The sequence below is a fragment of the Cyanobium sp. Morenito 9A2 genome, from assembly GCF_024345575.1.
GTDB lineage: Bacteria > Cyanobacteriota > Cyanobacteriia > PCC-6307 > Cyanobiaceae > ATX-6F1.
This window is the reverse complement of the sequence record NZ_JAGQBJ010000005.1, coordinates 69006-84607: the sequence shown is the minus strand read 5'-3', so window position 1 is coordinate 84607 and position 15602 is coordinate 69006. Positions and strand designations below refer to the sequence as shown.

Genomic DNA, 15602 nt, shown 5'->3' with positions numbered 1-15602 from the left:
GGTTAGGCATGGGCCAGCAACAGCCCATAGACCTTGAGATACCCATCGGCCACCGCCTCGGCCGCATACAGGCGCTCCACCCGCCCACGGCTGGCCCGGCGGTGGCGCAGCTCCAGGCGCCCGACCGCCTCGGCCAGGGCCTCGACGCCCTCCACCACAAAGCCACTCACGCCGTGCTCCACCACCTCCGGCACGACCCCACGGGCGAACCCCAGCACGGGAGTGCCGCAGGCCATGGCCTCGGCCATCACGATGCCGAAGGGTTCCTCCCACAGGATCGGCATGAGCAAGGCCCGGGCGGAGCCCAGGAGTATGGCCTTCTGGGTGTCGTCCACCGGACCGATGTAGGCGATCTGTTCGTCGAGTTGCGGGGAAATCGTGGCCTCGAACCAGTCCTGATGCTCCAGCGGCACATTGCCGGCGATCACCAGGGGCAGGCCGGTGCGGCGCGCCACCTCGATCGCGAGGTGGGGGCCTTTGATCGCCTCCACCCGCCCGAGAAACACCAACGGCGCCATGGGTCCGGGATCGGCGACGAAGGGGTAGGTGGCGAGCTCGACGCCGTTGGGCACCAGGTGCCAATGGCCGATGGCGGCCACCGGCTCGATCATCCAGCGGCTGATGGCTGAAAACTGCAGGCTGCCGCGGGAAAGGGCCTGGGCCAGGTGGATCGAGCGGTGGCTGATCGGCCGTTGATAGCTCATCAGCTTGGGGATCGGCAGGGGCAGCAGCGGCAGCAGGTAGGCAATGCGCGAGAAGGAATGGACCAGATCAAAGCGGCGGCGGCGCACCTCCCGCAGCAGGGTGGCGGCGTTGCGCACGGTATCGGCCCGGGAGCGGCTGGAGCGGCCGGGCCAGGGCACCAGCTCAGCCTCCGTGCGGGAGTCGGGATGGGCCAACAGGGTGACCCCATGGCCCCGCCTTGTGAGCTCCCGGGCCAGCAGATCGATGATCCGCTCAATGCCGCCGTAGAGCAGGGGTGGCACCGGCAGTTCCGGATCGGCGGTGAGGGCGATGCGCATCAGAAGCCGCGGCCGAGCGCCCGTTGCAACCGTTTGGCTCCTTTCCAGCCGAGCGCGCGCCGCATCAGTTGGAACGTCGGGCCGCCGGGCACCGGCAGATTGCTCCCCCCCAGCTCGGCCACGCGCTGGGCCACGGCGGCTCTGAGGTCGGCGTGCTCGGGATAGAGGCCATAGATGAAGTTCTGGAGCACGTTGGCGCAGGCGCGGCGGGCGGCGGCGTCGCTGCGCCGGGCCAGCAGATGGCCGGTGCCGCGCAGGAGGGAATGGAAGGCGGACTCCTGGGCGGCCCGATTCTTTTGGGCGGAGAGGCTGCCCTGGATGCCGGAGCGGTAGTAGAGGGTGGCCTCGGGGGTGAACAGCACCTCCTTGGCGTGGACCAGCACCCGGGCGAAGAATTCGAAATCATCGATCAGCGTCAGCGTTTCGTCCCAGCCGCCCGCCACCTCGATCAAGGCCCGTGGGATCAGAAACTGGCCGGGCTGGGTCATCGGCTGAGCTTCAGCCCAGGCTTCCACCAACCAATCGCGAGCATCCATGTCGCGCCAGACACGCTGCGGATCGGGTCGAAAGCTGGCCAGATCGTTGCCGTAGAAGCGCCCCCAGCTCGCCATGGCGACGGCATCGCTGTGGCCGGCCAGACGCGTCAGCTGGGCTTCGATCGCCAAGGGTGACAACAAATCATCGGCATCGAAGAACAAGATGGAGTCTCCCTGGGAGGCCGCGAACGCCGCATTGCGGGCGCGGGCCGCCGAGCCGAAGCACCCGCTCAGCACGCGCAGGCGCGGATCACTGACGCTGCGGATCCGCTCCAGGCTGCGGTCGCTGGAGCCGTCGTTGATCACGATCAACTCCCACTGAGTCCAGCTTTGCTGCAGCACCGAATCGATCGCCGCTGCCACATGGGGCTCGGCGTTGCGGCAGGGCATGCAGACCGACACCAACGACGTCTGGGTCACCATCATTGACACGCCAACCCCCAGGCCTCCCGGAAATACCAGGGCTTGCTGTCGGCCACGTAGTGCTGCAGCACCCCCTGGCGCGCCAGGGTCTGGGCGCGACTGGGGAAGGTGATGTAACTGTCCCGATGCAGCACGGTGGGGGAATGCCGGGCAGCCAGCATCGCCACCAGGGCCTGCTCCAGGTAGTAGTTGGTGCCCTCCCGCTCCAAGAGGGTGCGGCACCAGTGCTCCAGCTCAGCCCAGTCCAGCGCCTCGCTGGAGAGCCCGCACACGCCCACATTCAGCAGGGGTGGGATCGGCACCCCCACCAGCTCCCGCATCAGCTCCGGCGAGTAGCCGTAGGCCTCTTCGCAATCCACCATCAGGCAAGGCTGCACAAGTTCCCCGGACGCGTCGGCCGCCAGGTCCCTATCCCACCAGCCCAGCAGGGCCTCAGGGCGGGCAAAAAACAGCATGTCGGAATCGAGCACCAGCTTGGGGCCCCTGGATCCCAGGTGGATCGCAGTGAGCTTGTGCAGGTTGATGTAGTCGTGCCAGCGGGCGTGAAGGGTGGGGTACTGCGGCTCCGGCAACAGCTGTTGGAACTGCTCCCAACAGGCTGAACGCCAGCGGGTTGTGCCCTGGGGAAACAGACGCCGCAGCGCCTGCTCCTGGGCGGCGCTCAGGCTGCCGTCATCGGTCAGGTTGAGCACCAGCCGGCGGCCGCTCCAGCGGGCCAGGGTCCAGGCGCAGAACGCCGTCTGGTACCAGAAGCGCGCCCCGGTGAGGTACCACACCTCCAGGGGGGGAGCCCCCAGGTCCGTGGCCACCACGGGCGGCAGCTGATGGGCCGCCGCCTCCATCCGTGCCTGCCAGGCGCCGAGGCGCAGGTAGGCGTGGGGGCCCCAACGGCGCAGACGGCGCAGTTCGTCCTTGGGCTTGCGGTAGAGGACCGTCTTGAGCTGGCCGAGGGCGGGGCGAAGATTCATCGCGCTTCGGTTGGTTCCAGCAGAGCCCGCCCCCTGAACTGCCCCACAGCCCCCCGCCAGCGCACCTGGCGCTCAGGGCTGCGCCAGACCCGGTAGCGGAACCAGGCGCGCAGGCTGCGCAAGGGCACGCTCCAGACGGGGATCGCCGGCCAGGGCCGCAGGCCATGGAGATCGAGCACGCGCACGAAATCGCGAAAGCTGGCCTCCGCCAGCCGGCGCTGGTAATCCAGTTCCAGTCGTTTACTGGGTATGAGATGGGTGAGGCGCAGCTGGGGCAGGTAGGCCAGCTGCCAACCCGCGCGCAGCAGGGTGAGGCAGATGTCGTTGTCCTCGCCCGAGGAGAGGGCTTGGCCGCTGCGGCCCAGGGCCAGACGGCGCGGATCGCCTTTCACCTGCTCAGCCCAGACGGCCATGGCTTCGGTGCGGATCGCCAGCCCGGCGCCGATCGGGGCGGCGGCGGGGTAAGCCGGAGCAGCGGGATTCCATTCCATCCAGAGGGGCTGATCGCCATGGTCGCGGCAGCCGATCGGGGCCAGATCCGGCACGAACCAGGCCGGCACCGAGCCCTGCACCTCGGCGATCGCCGGACCGCCGGCGGCCCCCAGGCGGGGATGGGCTGCGCACACATCACGCACCTCCTCCAGGTAGGTGGGCGCCAGCACGTTGTCGTCATCCACCCAGGCGATCACTCCGGGGGCCGCCTCGGCGAGGCCCCTCAGGCGCGCGTGGGTGAGCCCCAGGCGTTGCTCCCTCACCAGCCGCCCGCGGGGGTGCCAGGACACCCACTGCGCTGACAGCTCCGGATCGCTGGCGTTGTCCACCAGGAGCATCTCCCATTCGGCGGTCGCCAGCGTCTGGACGCGTAGGCCCTCCAGCGTTCGCTCCAGCCTTTCGGGGTTCGGGTTGTGGGTGGGGAGAACGACGCTCAGCACAGGGAGGTCTGGCGCTGCCGGGCCCGCTCGATCGCCCGCTGGTAGCTGGCCAGCTGCAGGGGCAGGATGCGCTCAGGGGCCAGGTGCGTGAGCACCCGCTGGCGGGCCGCCGCCGCCATGGGCGCCACCAGGGCGGGCTGTTCGATCAAGGCCTCGAGCGCCGCCGTGATCGCCCCTGGGGAACGCGGTGGCACCAGCAGGCCACTATGACCATGTTCGATCTGCTCCGCCATTCCACCGGCCGAGGAACCGATCACCACCCGACCTGCCGCCATCGATTCCGCGCACACCAGGCCGAACGACTCCCAGCGGGAAGGCAACACCACCACATCGCAGACCCCCAACTCCCTGGCCAGGGCAGAAGACGCTATGCCACCCGTGAATGTGACCCGATTAATGAAGTGGTGCAGGTAGCGCCGCAACCAGCGCTCCGCCTCACCCCTCTGGGTGGGCCAGGAGGGGCCGATGAACCGCACGTTGAGGAAGGGGTGTCGACGGAGCAGGGGCCGCAACGCTTCAGCGAACTCAAAGATGCCCTTGCGGGTTTCGAGACGGCCCAGGAACCCCACTGTGCCCACGGCCTCAGGAAGGGGCAGCTCCAGCAGTCCCGGCGCAGGGGTGAAGGGATTGGGGAAGACAGCCACCTGCGCAGGATTCAGGCCCCAGTCAGCCGTGATCCGATCGCCGATGGCCTGGCTCGGCGCCGCCACCTCATCGGCCTGGAGGGTGAACGCGCGTTCGCGCTCCCATTCCTGATCAGATCGCACCGTGGGCAACACCGCCAGGCGCCCACGCCGCAGGGCACCGAGGCTGAATCGAGCGTGCTGGGCCCACGTAGGAGGTTCATGGCCGATTTGTGCGAGCAAATGGCTGGAGGTGTGCAACTTGACCACCCGCGCCACCTCGGGGGCCAATTTCAGCAGCGGCTCGGCTTCGGCAGACAGTTCGGGGCTTTCCCACACGTCGAAGGCTTCCTGCCGGTGCCGCTCCAGGAAGCAAGGAGCGAGGGCCGATCGAAAGCTGGAACGGCTGGGGACCGCGATGCGGTGGACGCGGACACCCAAGGTCTCAGCGGGCTCGGGTTGCGGCGGTCCGGCCGCGAACACCTCTACCGAGTGGCCAGCCATGGTCAGCATCGTCGAGGCCTGCCCGGCGTAGGTGCCGATGCCTCCGATGGCGACGGCGGGGGGGTATTCATAGCTGATGAGAGCGATTCTCATGCCATCGCCATCAAGCCGTCAGGCACCTGGAGCGACCTTGGCACAATTGATGACAGGGAACTTGGCTGAAATGGCCGAGCAATGTGTCGCTTGGAGGAGCAAGACAGCGTTGAGAGAACCACCCCGCCAGCTTCGATGCAAGCCAGAGCGGACTGAAAGGTCGCTTCTTCATGTCATAGAAGGGCCTGTAAGAAGTAGTGACTATCAAGTCAGCATGGTAGCGGGCCTCCCAAGGGTTGCAAGCGTGGCTCACCATGCACTCAGTAGTGGTACCTTCAATGTAAGAGTTTTTCCGGCATTTCAAGCCTGGAGGCGCAACACCGATCAGGCGATGCCCAAGGCGTTGGCCATGGTCTTTCGTGGCAGAATGTGATCGAACGAGCACCACGTTTGAGAAAAAAGTCGCGCCGTTGTATCAAGCTTTCTATCGCGGCCAACTCTCGCTTGTGGCGCTCTGTCAACAGGTGCTGGCTCTCCCCTCGGGCCTGGATCGAGCTTGGCCAAGCCAAGGATCATCCATCCTGCCCCGCTCGCGGGTAGGAGATGCCCGGGGGCTCGCCATCGCATGAGTTCAGAAACGAGTAGACCTAACGCGAGGATCTCCACCGTGGAAAGCAATGTTAGGCGGCTTGAAAGACAGCAGGCTGCGTCAAGAGTGCCATGGTCAAAGCAGGCATGCAGCCATCGTGACGATCAATGAAATGCTACCTGACATCGGGAGTACTGGGATGCTCTGGCAAGGGAGAGGTCGTGACGGGAACGGTGGTCATGCCAATCAATTTGAAACAACGCCCGCCATCAGATTCGTGGCAAACATGTACAGTCCTGAGCCCAAATCAAATCACAACCATGATGAATGTGCCCTTTCTTTGTCGAAATGGTTGGATCATTGACACCCCATCACTGATGCGTGCATCGCAACTGAATCGCCAGGACCCCAGTGAACCAGGTATCCCTTGGCCCCAAGCATGGAGAACAGGGAGTTCATGCGGGAGCGTTCTGCATGCGCCGATTCAAATATGATTATCTTTGGGGAAAAGCTGGCATAGTCCAAGGCCTCAAGGATGTTGGCATCATATCCCTCCAGATCCATGAAAAGAACATCAGGGGTGCGCCCAAGATGATTCCTGATCAAATTGTTAATGGTTATTGTTGTTACGCTTCTCTTCGTGAAGCAATCAGCCAGCCCAGGGAAATGAACAGCATGGCGATCGATGTGGTCAGCATCAAATCCACCGATTCCAAGCGCCCAGTCTGGGAGCTCATGGACCTTGTCGGGATGAGGGGAGTAGAAGGTGGCTGGTTCACCATCTCCCACAACGCAATTCAATGTCCTGATTCGTGGCTCACGATGCTGATTGTTCAATCTCAGTTGCTCCTGCAGTATCGGGTCGCCTTCAACAAGCAAGCCGCTCCAGCATGAATGCTCCAGAAACGGATGAAGACAATCAAATCTTTTCCCATCATTGGCGCCAAGCTGCAGGACAAATGGCCTCGTCAGGGAATGCTCCGCCAACGCAAGCGCCATCAAGGGCGTTGGCTGCAGTTTTGGAGTGGCGTGGTTGAGGAAGCATGGCAAGTCGGTTTCAAGCCTGTACCCATTCGCTCGAAGCAAGGGGCGAATCATCCTGCCGAAAACCCGCTGCATCCTCTGGATATCTTATGAATCAACACAAGTGAATCTAGCTCAGCTCTTTCAAAGTCGTTTCAACAATGATCGCCGCCAGGCGTTCTGGTGCCGCCACGTGATCAAAATGCTCCCAGCGGCGTTTCCGTTCCGTGCAATCCTCCATGCGCGCCCCATCGAGAGCAGCGCTCAACCCCTGCCAGCCCTCAGGCCCCAGCCGCTGCTGAAACGGGGCCGGATCGTACAGAAAGGTGTAGGTGAAGGGGTCCTGCAAGGTCTTCAAGCCCAGGGCCCAGGCCAAGGTCACGATGCTGCGCCAGCCATAGTGAAACCCGGTTGCGAATGCACCCAACCGCGATTGCGCCAGCAGCTGTTCATAGTTTTCCCCGATGGGTTCGCCCACTTGCATGGGGAAATCGGCGGGATCCGGAGCAGGCGCATCACCCAGCTCATCGGCCTCGGGCTCACGGTGGTTCAGCTGCGACCGGATCCCGTAGCCCTGCGCCGCCAGGTTGGCCAGCTGGCTGTGCAGGGCGATGCGATGCCGCGGCCAGCCCCAGAGGGAGTCAAGCAGGACCACATCCACCGTGGGGGCCTCGGTGCGAAGCGCCTTGATGTGCTCCCAGCGTGCTGAGAAGCGTTCAAGCTGGGGCTGCCAGTCCAGCGTGCCGCACCAGCGCAGCTGCAGCTTGTGGCGCAGGTTGCCGAGCTTTCGTTCTGACCAACTCCGCTGGGGCTGGGAGCACTCCAGATCGGGGCCGATCGGTGCCCAGGGGCGCACCTTGTGGAACTGATCCCCATAGCGGTTCACAAGTGAACCGAAGCGCTGGCGATAGGGCCGAATCTCCGCGTCGCTCTGCCAGGGCAGCGCAATGCGAAACTGCTGCTCCTGGAAGAGGAACGGACAATAGGTGCAGGTGTAGTAGCGATCCACCCGCTCAATCAGATCCGAGAGCTGGAACGGAGAATCTTCCCCGTCCACCGCCACCAGCCGCCGTTGCCCGCCCCACTGCACACCGAGCAGCACGATCCTGCGGTAGGAGCGCTGGCGGAGATCCTGCGGCAGCCAGTCGTGCGCTGTTGCTGTGTTTCTCTCCTCCAGGCAGATCTCGCCCTGCCGCGCCATCTGCATCAGGCCAAACTTGAGGTAGTGGAGCGAGTGCTCATGACTGTTGGCGAACCACACCAGCAGGGGCCGCACCGCCTTCATGCCGCTGGGCGCCCCAGCTGTCGCAGGATCAACGGTGCCCGCTCCAGCGCTTCGGCCACCACCGCATCCATGTTCAGGTAGCGGTAGGTGGCCAGGCGGCCGAGGAAGGTCACGTTCGGCTCCTGTGCCGCCCGGATTTGATAGGTGGCCAGGAGCTCCAGATCCGGTGCCAGGCGCTTGGGGTAATAGGGAATGTCGCCTGTCTCGGTTTCCTTGCTGTACTCAGTGAACAACAGCGAACGCTCGTGTTCTTCCCAGGGGGCAAAATGCTTGTGCTCATGCACCCGGGTGAAGGCGTCAGCCAGATCGCAATGGTTGATCACGGCGTTGCCCTGCAGATCACCCACGCCGCCGCTGCACGTCCAGAACACGGTGCGATAGCCCAGGGCACCGGCCTCACAGCCGAAGAACTGATCGATCAGGCCGGTGTACACCACGTGGCGAAAGACTCCTTTCATCGCTGGCTCCCAATCTGTGTTCAATTCCACCGTGATGGCGGGGTGATCGAGGATGCGTCGGATCACCTCGGTGTAGCCCTCCAGCGGTAAGCCCTGGTGCCGGGTGGCGTAGTAGTTGTCGTTGTAGTTGAATCGAACGGGAATGCGCTTGAGGATCGAGGCCGGTAGTTCCTTTGGTTCGCAGCCCCATTGTTTGCGCGTGTAGCCATAAAAGAAGGCTCCGTAGAGCTCCTCCCCAATGAGGCTGAGTGCTTGCTCCTCAAAGTTAGTTGGTTCGGGGTACTCCCGGCTTGCCCGACTGGCCAGAAAGGTGCGGGCCTCCTTGGGATGTAATCGCAGTCCGTAGAACTGGTTGATTGTATGCAGGTTGATCGGGAGGCTGTAGATGCCTTTGGGGATCGACGCCTTCACCCGATTGGTGTAGGGCATCCAGGTGCCAAAGCGCTGCATGTAGCACCACACCATCTCGTTGTTTGTGTTGAAGATGTGGGGGCCGTAGCGGTGAACGAGCACAGCTGTGTCCTCATCCCGTTCAGTGTGGCAATTACCGGCGAGATGGTCGCGGGCATCAATCACCAGCACGTCATGGCCTGCCTCCGCCAGCTCTCGGGCCACGACGGCACCGGAGAAGCCGGCACCCACCACGAGCACCCTTGCGGTGCGGGTCATCGGGAGGCCACCGCCTCCCCTGCCAGGCGGTTGAGCAGTGCCATCGCCGGCAGACGGCCGCCGATCCGCCACCAGCAGCGGAGTAGCACCCGGCTGGCGACGAGTTTCCAGGCAGGAAGCAGTCCGCGCTGGGCGGCATCGAGCAGGCCTTGTTCGCAGCATTGTGCTGATCCGCCGAAGTTTCGGCAGTCCATCATCAGGCGAATCACTTCCCGCGCCATCACGGCCTCCCGCAGAGACGTGCTGCAGCCGTTGCCCATTACCTCGGCGATGATGGCCCGGTAGGCCGTGATCATGCCGCCATCACGGTGGCGGAGCTTGAAGGACTCCAGCGAGCTGAGGGAATCATTGCGGGGAACACGCCAGAAGTAGTCAACACCTGCCAGCTTTCGGAAGCGCACGCCGCGGCAGAGGGCGCGGACGTGGAATTCGTGGTCGTGCCCGACATGTTGGAGCCTCTCGTCCCAGGGGCCGATGCAATTCAGAGCCTCTCGGCGCCAGAGCGGGCCGCTGGTCTGCCAGGGAATGGCATGGGCCAGGAACCGGTCGAGATCTCCCTCTTCCGGATCAAGATTGCCCCAGATCTTGTCGATTCCTAGATCAAAAGGCTGGTCTTGAAAGTATCCGGCTTGCCCCACAACTGCATCAAGGCTTCGCTCTTTTTGCAGAACTTGCTGGCGGCGGTGGAGGCAATCAGGAGCGAGTAGATCATCGGAATCAAGAAACAGTACGACCTCTCCGTTGACCTGCTGGAGGCCCAGATTGCGGCAAACCTGCGCCCCATGGGTCTCGGACCGAAGGGAGGAGCGCTCAACCAGCCGGATCCTTGGATCCCTGGCGCGCTCAGCGCTCACCCAGGCCGTGGTGCCGTCACTGGAGCCATCGTCCACAATCACCAGTTCCCAGGCGCCGTACACCTGTGCCTGCACAGAAGCCACCGTGGCCTGCAGCAGGGGAAGGCGGTTGAGCGTAGGGATCACAACAGATACCAGGCTCATCGATGGGGGCAGGGCTGGAGACGGTTCCAAGACTTGCTGCCGGCGCCTCCATCGTTGGGGCGACGTTCTGAGTTCGCCACCCTCCCTCCATGCTCCGAGCGCTTCCTGCACCAGCTGCTCGCCCCCGGATTCAAGCGCACGTGTCCCCCCATCAAGCCAGCAGCCTCACCTTCAGCCCCTGGACCACCGCATCCCCGGGGAGCATCCAGACCCTGCCCTGCCCCAACCGCTGGCAACAGGCCGCTTGCAGGGCGTCGGGTCTGAACAGGCCGTCACTCATCCTCCGCTCAATCGCGGTTACCACCAGCGCTCGGGAACGTTCCACCCCATGCAGACCCAGCCTGGCAACGAAGGCATCAAAACGCCCAAGGGCCTGCTGATCAACCCGTTTGAGCGGAGCTCCGCGGCATTCAAGCCAGCGGAGCCGTCTCCCTCCAAGCGGCGCCTCCACCTGTCGCTCGACCGGATCGGCAAGCAGGCCCCGGCAGCGGCCCGAAAAGGTCTCCTGGTCTTCGATCAGGTAGCGGGGGCGCTGGCATTAAGAAAGGCGATCCCCAAGCCCGCTCGGCGGCGAGCTCGGCAGCGATTTCAGCTGGTGATCGGCAGCCACTGGGGGGACGGCTCAGCAGCCAGGCCAGAGTGTTCGTTTCGCCACGGGGTTGCTGTCCTGGCTGATCCCGCTTCCCCCTGTACTCCTGCTCGGAAGGGATCACAGCCGGCGGCCGGTGGCGCTTGTTCAGATGCACAGGGCCGCATGGGAGAGCCCGATCGATCCCCGCCTTACCCCGGCGCTTGATCGCAGCAACCGCGAGCGTGCGGCGGGCGGGCACCCCGGGTCGGGCTGGCTCCATGGATCCGCGGCACACCACTGACCAGAAGCGAACAGGACCGATCCCACCCCATCCCCCGCCTGATCGAGCCGCACCTGGCGGTACGGGCTCTCCCGCGGGCGTTCAGATCCTTGCGGCTGCTCTGCTCCACGATCGCGCGGCGGCGGCCGATCACCAGCTTGCTGAGGCGGCCAGCGAGGGCCGCCCCAGCCATCAAAGCGCGTAGGGATGAACCACGTTCTGGAGCGTCAAGGGGAAAACCCGCACGTTGCGGGTCGCCAAGGTGAGCCCATGCACGGTGGCCGTAGCCAGGATGATCGCATCAGGCACCTTCAGCTCAAGGCTCTGCCTGAGGAGCACGCTTTCCCTGGCGATGCTGTGATCGAGAGGCAGTCGCAGGAAACTCTCCAGCCAGGCCAGGCTGGGCCGTTCGCCGCGCAGCACATCGATGAGGCTGTTGGTGTCGAGCAAAAGCATTCAGCGATCGATCCACTCCTGCCGTAGGGCCTCCTGCAGGGTCAGGGCGTCAGCGGGTCGGTCGTGCCAGAGGCGCTTTACCTTCTCATGCCTGGGTTGCTGGTGCTGGAGCCAAAGCTTCAAGGCCTCCCGCAGGGCGGCCGCCCTCGAAAGACCGCGCTGACGGCACTGGGCATCCAGCTCCTCCCGCTCAGGCTCAGGCAGATCGACGATCGTGCGCATCTCCTCTTGCGCTCCCTCTTTTGATGACGATATCGGGTGGTGAGCCTCACCCCACCCCAGCCCCCACCTGATTGAGCCACAGCTGCTGGTACAGGCTCCCTTGCCGGGCGCTCAAATCCCCGTGGTTGCCCTGCTCCACGATCTGCCCCGCTTCCAGTACCACGATCCGATCGGCCTGGATCACAGTGCCGAGACGGTGGGCGATCACCAGCTTGGTGATGCGGCCATCAAGGGCCTCGAGCGCATCCTGCACCAGCCGCTCGCTTTCGGAATCGAGCGCACTGGTGGCCTCATCGAGGATCAGCAGCTCCGGCTGGCGCAGGATCGCCCGGGCCAGGGCGATGCGCTGGCGCTGGCCGCCGCTGAGCCGGAAGCCGCGCTCCCCCACGATCGTGTCGAAGCCCTCGGGCAGCGCCTCGATGAAGCTCGCCGCATGGGCCACCGCCGCCGCCGCCCGGACCTGCTCGCGGCTGGCTCCGGGGGTGCCGAAGGCGATGTTCTCCGCCAGGGAAAGGTTGAACAGGAAGGTGTCCTGGCTCACCACCCCCAGGCGTTGCTGCCAGCTGCCCAGCTCCAGGGCGCGAAGATCCTGGCCATCGATCAGCACGCGGCCGCGGCTGGGTTCATAGAGCCCCGCCAGCAGATCGGCGATCGAGCTCTTGCCCGCCCCGCTCGGTCCGACCAGGGCCACGGTGGCCCCCTTGGGGATCACCAGATCGATCCCCTTGAGGGCATCGGGGCCGCTGCCCCCGTAGCTCAGGTGCACCTGCTCCAGGCGGATCTCCTGTCCCAGGCCCAGGAAGGGCACGCCGCCTTCTTGGGCGAAAGCCTTGCCGCCGGGACTGAGGATCGCATTCAGCCGACCGATTCGTCCGGCGTTGTCGGCCAGCTGGTTGAACAGGCCCGCCAGGCTGGAAAAGCGCACATTGAGGCGTTGCAAAGCCAGCACGAAGGTGACCAGGCTCGGCAGCACCCCGGAGGTCTTCGAGCCGAACACCAGCAGGCTCAGGCCCCCCATCACCGCGATCGCCGCGATCGGCAGGAAACTGCTGAACGGACCGATCACGTTCATCAGGCGGCTCTGGCGCCGCAGGCTGCCCTCCAGCTCGCCCATGCGCGAGCGCAGCGCCTGATCCGCGCTCTGGCGCTGGCCGCTGCTGTGCAGCAGCCGCAGCGCCTGGATGTCCTCGGTGATCCGGGCGGCGATCTCCGCCTGGATGCCACTCACCTGATGGGCCCCCGTCCGCAGCCGCGGCAGCAGCGCCCGCTGCACCGAGGTGATCAGCCCCCCCAGGGCCCCCGCCGCCAGCAGCAGCCAGGGGGAGAGGCGCAACAGGATCCCCAGGTAGACCGCGATCAGCAGCGTCGTCACCAGGATCTGGCTGGCCGCCTCGATCTGGGTACGGATCGCGTCAGGCCCGCCGGCGGCGTAGTCGGTGAGATCCCCCACCCGGTAGGCGCTGGCGCAGGGGTAGCTCAGGCGCAGGATCTGGCTGTGGATCCGCGCCGTCACCTGGGCCTTGCAGCGGGCAGCGAAGTAGCCGATGCTCACCAGCCCCGCGTAACGGGTCAGGCTCTGAACCAGCTGAAGCATGACCGCCAGAACGAGCAGAGCCAGGAACAGCGGCGTGGTGGGCAGGCCCGCCAGCCATGCGGGAGCCCCCGTAATCCAGGAGACCACGGGTTTGCTCGCCCAGGTGACCGCCGTGGGGGCGTGCGTGTTGGAGAGCAGCTCCACCACCAGGAAGATCACCCCGAAGGTGGCGCCCTCGCTGGCGCTCTCCAGCAGGCTGCTGAGCAGGTTCACCACCAGCAGCTTCCACTGCCGGCGCGCCGTTTCGCGGATCAGCTGTGCCGCTGGCTGCCGGCTCAGGAACGTCCCGAGAAGTGGGCTGAGCAGTTGGCGGATCAGGTGTTTCAAGCGGAGGGAGTGAGGAATGGAGAGGGCGTCAGGGACCCAGGGCACCACGCGCGCCCAGCCGCAGGCGGGTCCCGGCTAGACCCCGGCCGCCGGTGAACCGCTGGTCCTGGCCTTCGCGCCCGCCATCGGCCGAGTCGTTGGGCCACACCACACCCCCGGCCTAACGATTCGGTGAGGTTCAGGCGAACGTGAGCGGGGCTCGAACGTCACACCTACCATGGTCAATGTAGGGGCTCTCTCCGGGCCAGACCTGTAGGCCCCGATGCAGCATGGGCCTGAGTTTTCACTCCAGCAAGCCCAGCTGGCCGGGCAACGGGTTGGTGCCGGGATGCACCTGCATGAGGTAATCGAGGGCCTCCAGACGGCTCAGCCCCCGTTCCCGCATCAACCAGGCAAGGCACACCAGGGGGGAGCGCTCCATTGAGCCCAGGCAGTGGACGAACACCGCCCCCGCCGCCTCCTGACGTAGCCGGGCCAGTTCGGCCAGGGCCGCCTCCAGCTCCCCGCGCGTGGGGTTGCGGCCGCTGCGGTGGTCGGGCAGCACCTGGCGTGCCCACAGGAAGCGCTCCCCCAGCGCAGCTGGCATCGACAGCTCGGGGGCGTCACAGAGGCTCAGCACTGCCCGCACGCCCTCTTGTTCCAGCAACCTCAGATGGCCCTCCTGGCGGGGCGCCGGCCCCAGGGCCAGCTGGTCGCGCAACACCCAGTTGATCCGAAAGTGTGCTCGGACCGCCATGCTCAGTTGTTGTTGTTGCGCGTGAGCTGCAGCAAGGTGAGCACGTTCGTCAGCCCGGTGAGCGGCGTGCCCACCGCCGTGATCGCATCACTGAGTTTGGCGAAACTGCTGCGTCCGACCACCACCGTGTCCCGATCGCGCAGGGGTGGGTTGCGGTTGTCAGAGGCCGGTGCATCCAGATCAAGGGCATAGGCCAGGCGGGTGACACTGCCGTTGCGGTTGATGCGCACCAGTTGCACCCGGGAGATGTTCGCCCGCCAGCTCTTGGTGCCCCCCGCCGCCATCACCGCCTGCACCAGGGGGGTGTTGGCGGGCAGCGGCACCGGGCCGGGGCGCTCCACTTCGCCCACCACATTCACGGTGATCTGGCGCGGCGCCAGGGTGGTGGCCGCCAGCTCGGTGGCCTCGATCACGGGCTCGGTGGCCTTCTCGATCCGGATCGTGTCGCCGTCGAACAGGAGCGGGTTCTGCACCTGGTCACCGTCCTGCACCAGCGCCAGCAGGTTCACGCGCGTGCGCCGATAGGCCACAGCCTCACCGGGTAAGCGCCGACGCAACAACACCTGGCGCAGGTCCGCCTCCTGGGTGATCCCCCCCGCCTTCTGGATCGCATCCACCAGGGTGGGCAGGCCGCTGATCGTTACCCTGGCCTCGGTGTTCGAGGTTTCCGAGCTGGTGAGGGTATAGATGCCCGGTCGCTCCACCTGACCCACCAGCGCCACCCGCAGCGGCCTCGGCCTTGTGAGGGTGAGTTGCAGTTCAGGGCGCAGCAGTTGACGCCTGTAGAGCCCCTCCAGCCAGAGCGTCGCCTGGGAGAGGGTCAAGCCATGGAGGCGCACACTGCCCAGCAGGGGTAACGAAACGGTGCCATCACTGAGGATCTCGACGGGCCCCGAGAGTGGATTGCGCGTGTCCCCTCCCAGGAACTTCACCGCCAGCCCATCGCCGGCCCCGAGGATGTAGGCGTCTTCCTGAAGCGGGGCTGGGCGGATGGCCCTGGTGGCCCCCCCCGGGGCCACCAGGCCGCGGGCAGGGTCCCTGGACGCCGGTGGGGTCGGCCCACTGCCTTGAATAGCTTCGGCTCCAGGGGGCTGGGCCAGGGGGATCGCCATCGGTTCGGCTGCCGCCAGGGCCAGCGGCAGCCCCGAGCTCACCAGGGCCAGCACCAGCAGCCCGCTCAGCCCGGCAGCGGTGGCACGGGGCTGGCGGCTCAACACTCGGGCAGGCATCGAGGAACCGTCAGTCGGTCAGACCTGGGGGTCAGTATGGGGCTGGGAAGCCGCAATAACCAGGACAGTGCTTTGCTTTGGTCCTTCCCTCGACAGCTTGCATCCAAGGCCCGTGGCTCATTCA

The 15602-nt window shown here is 65.5% G+C and carries 16 protein-coding genes; 1 reads left to right on the top strand and 15 read right to left on the bottom strand.

Annotated elements, in window-relative coordinates:
- Window positions 1-2: 2 nt before the first annotated feature.
- From KBY88_RS08215 to KBY88_RS16265, 6 genes are all read right to left on the bottom strand, one after another.
- Complete coding sequence (locus KBY88_RS08215; protein ID WP_254939436.1) at window positions 3-1022, bottom strand: glycosyltransferase; 1020 nt, start codon at window positions 1020-1022, stop codon at window positions 3-5.
- Window positions 1022-1981 (bottom strand): glycosyltransferase family 2 protein, encoded by a 960-nt coding sequence (locus tag KBY88_RS08210; RefSeq protein WP_254939435.1) that lies wholly within the window; start codon window positions 1979-1981, stop codon window positions 1022-1024. The genes KBY88_RS08215 and KBY88_RS08210 overlap by 1 nt, the downstream gene beginning before the upstream one ends.
- Complete coding sequence (locus KBY88_RS08205; RefSeq protein ID WP_254939434.1) at window positions 1981-2949, bottom strand: hypothetical protein; 969 nt, start codon at window positions 2947-2949, stop codon at window positions 1981-1983. Before KBY88_RS08205 ends, KBY88_RS08210 begins: the two co-directional genes overlap by 1 nt.
- Window positions 2946-3881: a glycosyltransferase gene (locus tag KBY88_RS08200; RefSeq protein WP_254939433.1), complete on the bottom strand. Its 936-nt coding sequence runs from the start codon at window positions 3879-3881 to the stop codon at window positions 2946-2948. The genes KBY88_RS08205 and KBY88_RS08200 overlap by 4 nt, the downstream gene beginning before the upstream one ends.
- The gene (locus tag KBY88_RS08195) at window positions 3875-5101 is read right to left on the bottom strand and encodes a glycosyltransferase family 4 protein (RefSeq protein ID WP_254939432.1); all 1227 of its coding nucleotides are present in this window, start codon (window positions 5099-5101) and stop codon (window positions 3875-3877) included. The genes KBY88_RS08200 and KBY88_RS08195 overlap by 7 nt, the downstream gene beginning before the upstream one ends.
- 886 nt (window positions 5102-5987) lie before the next feature.
- The gene (locus KBY88_RS16265; RefSeq protein ID WP_396102835.1) at window positions 5988-6629 is read right to left on the bottom strand and encodes an FkbM family methyltransferase; all 642 of its coding nucleotides are present in this window, start codon (window positions 6627-6629) and stop codon (window positions 5988-5990) included.
- Here KBY88_RS16265 and KBY88_RS08185 point away from each other — a divergent pair.
- Window positions 6540-6767: a hypothetical protein gene (locus tag KBY88_RS08185; protein WP_254939430.1), complete on the top strand. Its 228-nt coding sequence runs from the start codon at window positions 6540-6542 to the stop codon at window positions 6765-6767. The genes KBY88_RS16265 and KBY88_RS08185 overlap by 90 nt on opposite strands.
- A gap of 16 nt (window positions 6768-6783) precedes the next feature.
- On the opposite strand, the gene KBY88_RS08180 is transcribed toward KBY88_RS08185, so the two are convergent.
- The 9 genes from KBY88_RS08180 to KBY88_RS08140 all read right to left on the bottom strand — a co-directional run bounded on the left by KBY88_RS08180 (window position 6784) and on the right by KBY88_RS08140 (window position 15463).
- Window positions 6784-7938, bottom strand: a complete 1155-nt coding sequence (locus KBY88_RS08180) for a hypothetical protein (RefSeq protein WP_254939429.1) — start codon at window positions 7936-7938, stop codon at window positions 6784-6786.
- Window positions 7935-9065 (bottom strand): UDP-galactopyranose/dTDP-fucopyranose mutase family protein, encoded by a 1131-nt coding sequence (locus tag KBY88_RS08175; RefSeq protein WP_254939428.1) that lies wholly within the window; start codon window positions 9063-9065, stop codon window positions 7935-7937. The genes KBY88_RS08180 and KBY88_RS08175 overlap by 4 nt, the downstream gene beginning before the upstream one ends.
- Complete coding sequence (locus tag KBY88_RS08170) at window positions 9062-10045, bottom strand: glycosyltransferase family 2 protein (protein WP_254939427.1); 984 nt, start codon at window positions 10043-10045, stop codon at window positions 9062-9064. Before KBY88_RS08170 ends, KBY88_RS08175 begins: the two co-directional genes overlap by 4 nt.
- Before the next feature lie 169 nt (window positions 10046-10214).
- Window positions 10215-10343, bottom strand: coding sequence for a hypothetical protein (locus tag KBY88_RS08165; protein WP_254939426.1), 129 nt, complete (start codon window positions 10341-10343; stop codon window positions 10215-10217).
- 763 nt (window positions 10344-11106) lie between these two features.
- Window positions 11107-11370 carry a PIN domain-containing protein gene (locus tag KBY88_RS08160; protein ID WP_254939425.1) on the bottom strand — a complete coding sequence of 88 codons (264 nt, stop codon included), beginning with the start codon at window positions 11368-11370 and terminating at the stop codon, window positions 11107-11109.
- Complete coding sequence (locus KBY88_RS08155; protein WP_254939424.1) at window positions 11371-11592, bottom strand: ribbon-helix-helix protein, CopG family; 222 nt, start codon at window positions 11590-11592, stop codon at window positions 11371-11373.
- A 46-nt stretch (window positions 11593-11638) separates the two neighbouring features.
- Window positions 11639-13558, bottom strand: coding sequence for an ABC transporter ATP-binding protein (locus tag KBY88_RS08150; RefSeq protein WP_254939423.1), 1920 nt, complete (start codon window positions 13556-13558; stop codon window positions 11639-11641).
- A gap of 238 nt (window positions 13559-13796) precedes the next feature.
- Window positions 13797-14249 (bottom strand): protein-tyrosine phosphatase family protein, encoded by a 453-nt coding sequence (locus KBY88_RS08145; RefSeq protein ID WP_254939422.1) that lies wholly within the window; start codon window positions 14247-14249, stop codon window positions 13797-13799.
- A 2-nt stretch (window positions 14250-14251) separates the two neighbouring features.
- Complete coding sequence (locus KBY88_RS08140; RefSeq protein ID WP_254939421.1) at window positions 14252-15463, bottom strand: polysaccharide biosynthesis/export family protein; 1212 nt, start codon at window positions 15461-15463, stop codon at window positions 14252-14254.
- Window positions 15464-15602 lie beyond the last annotated feature (139 nt).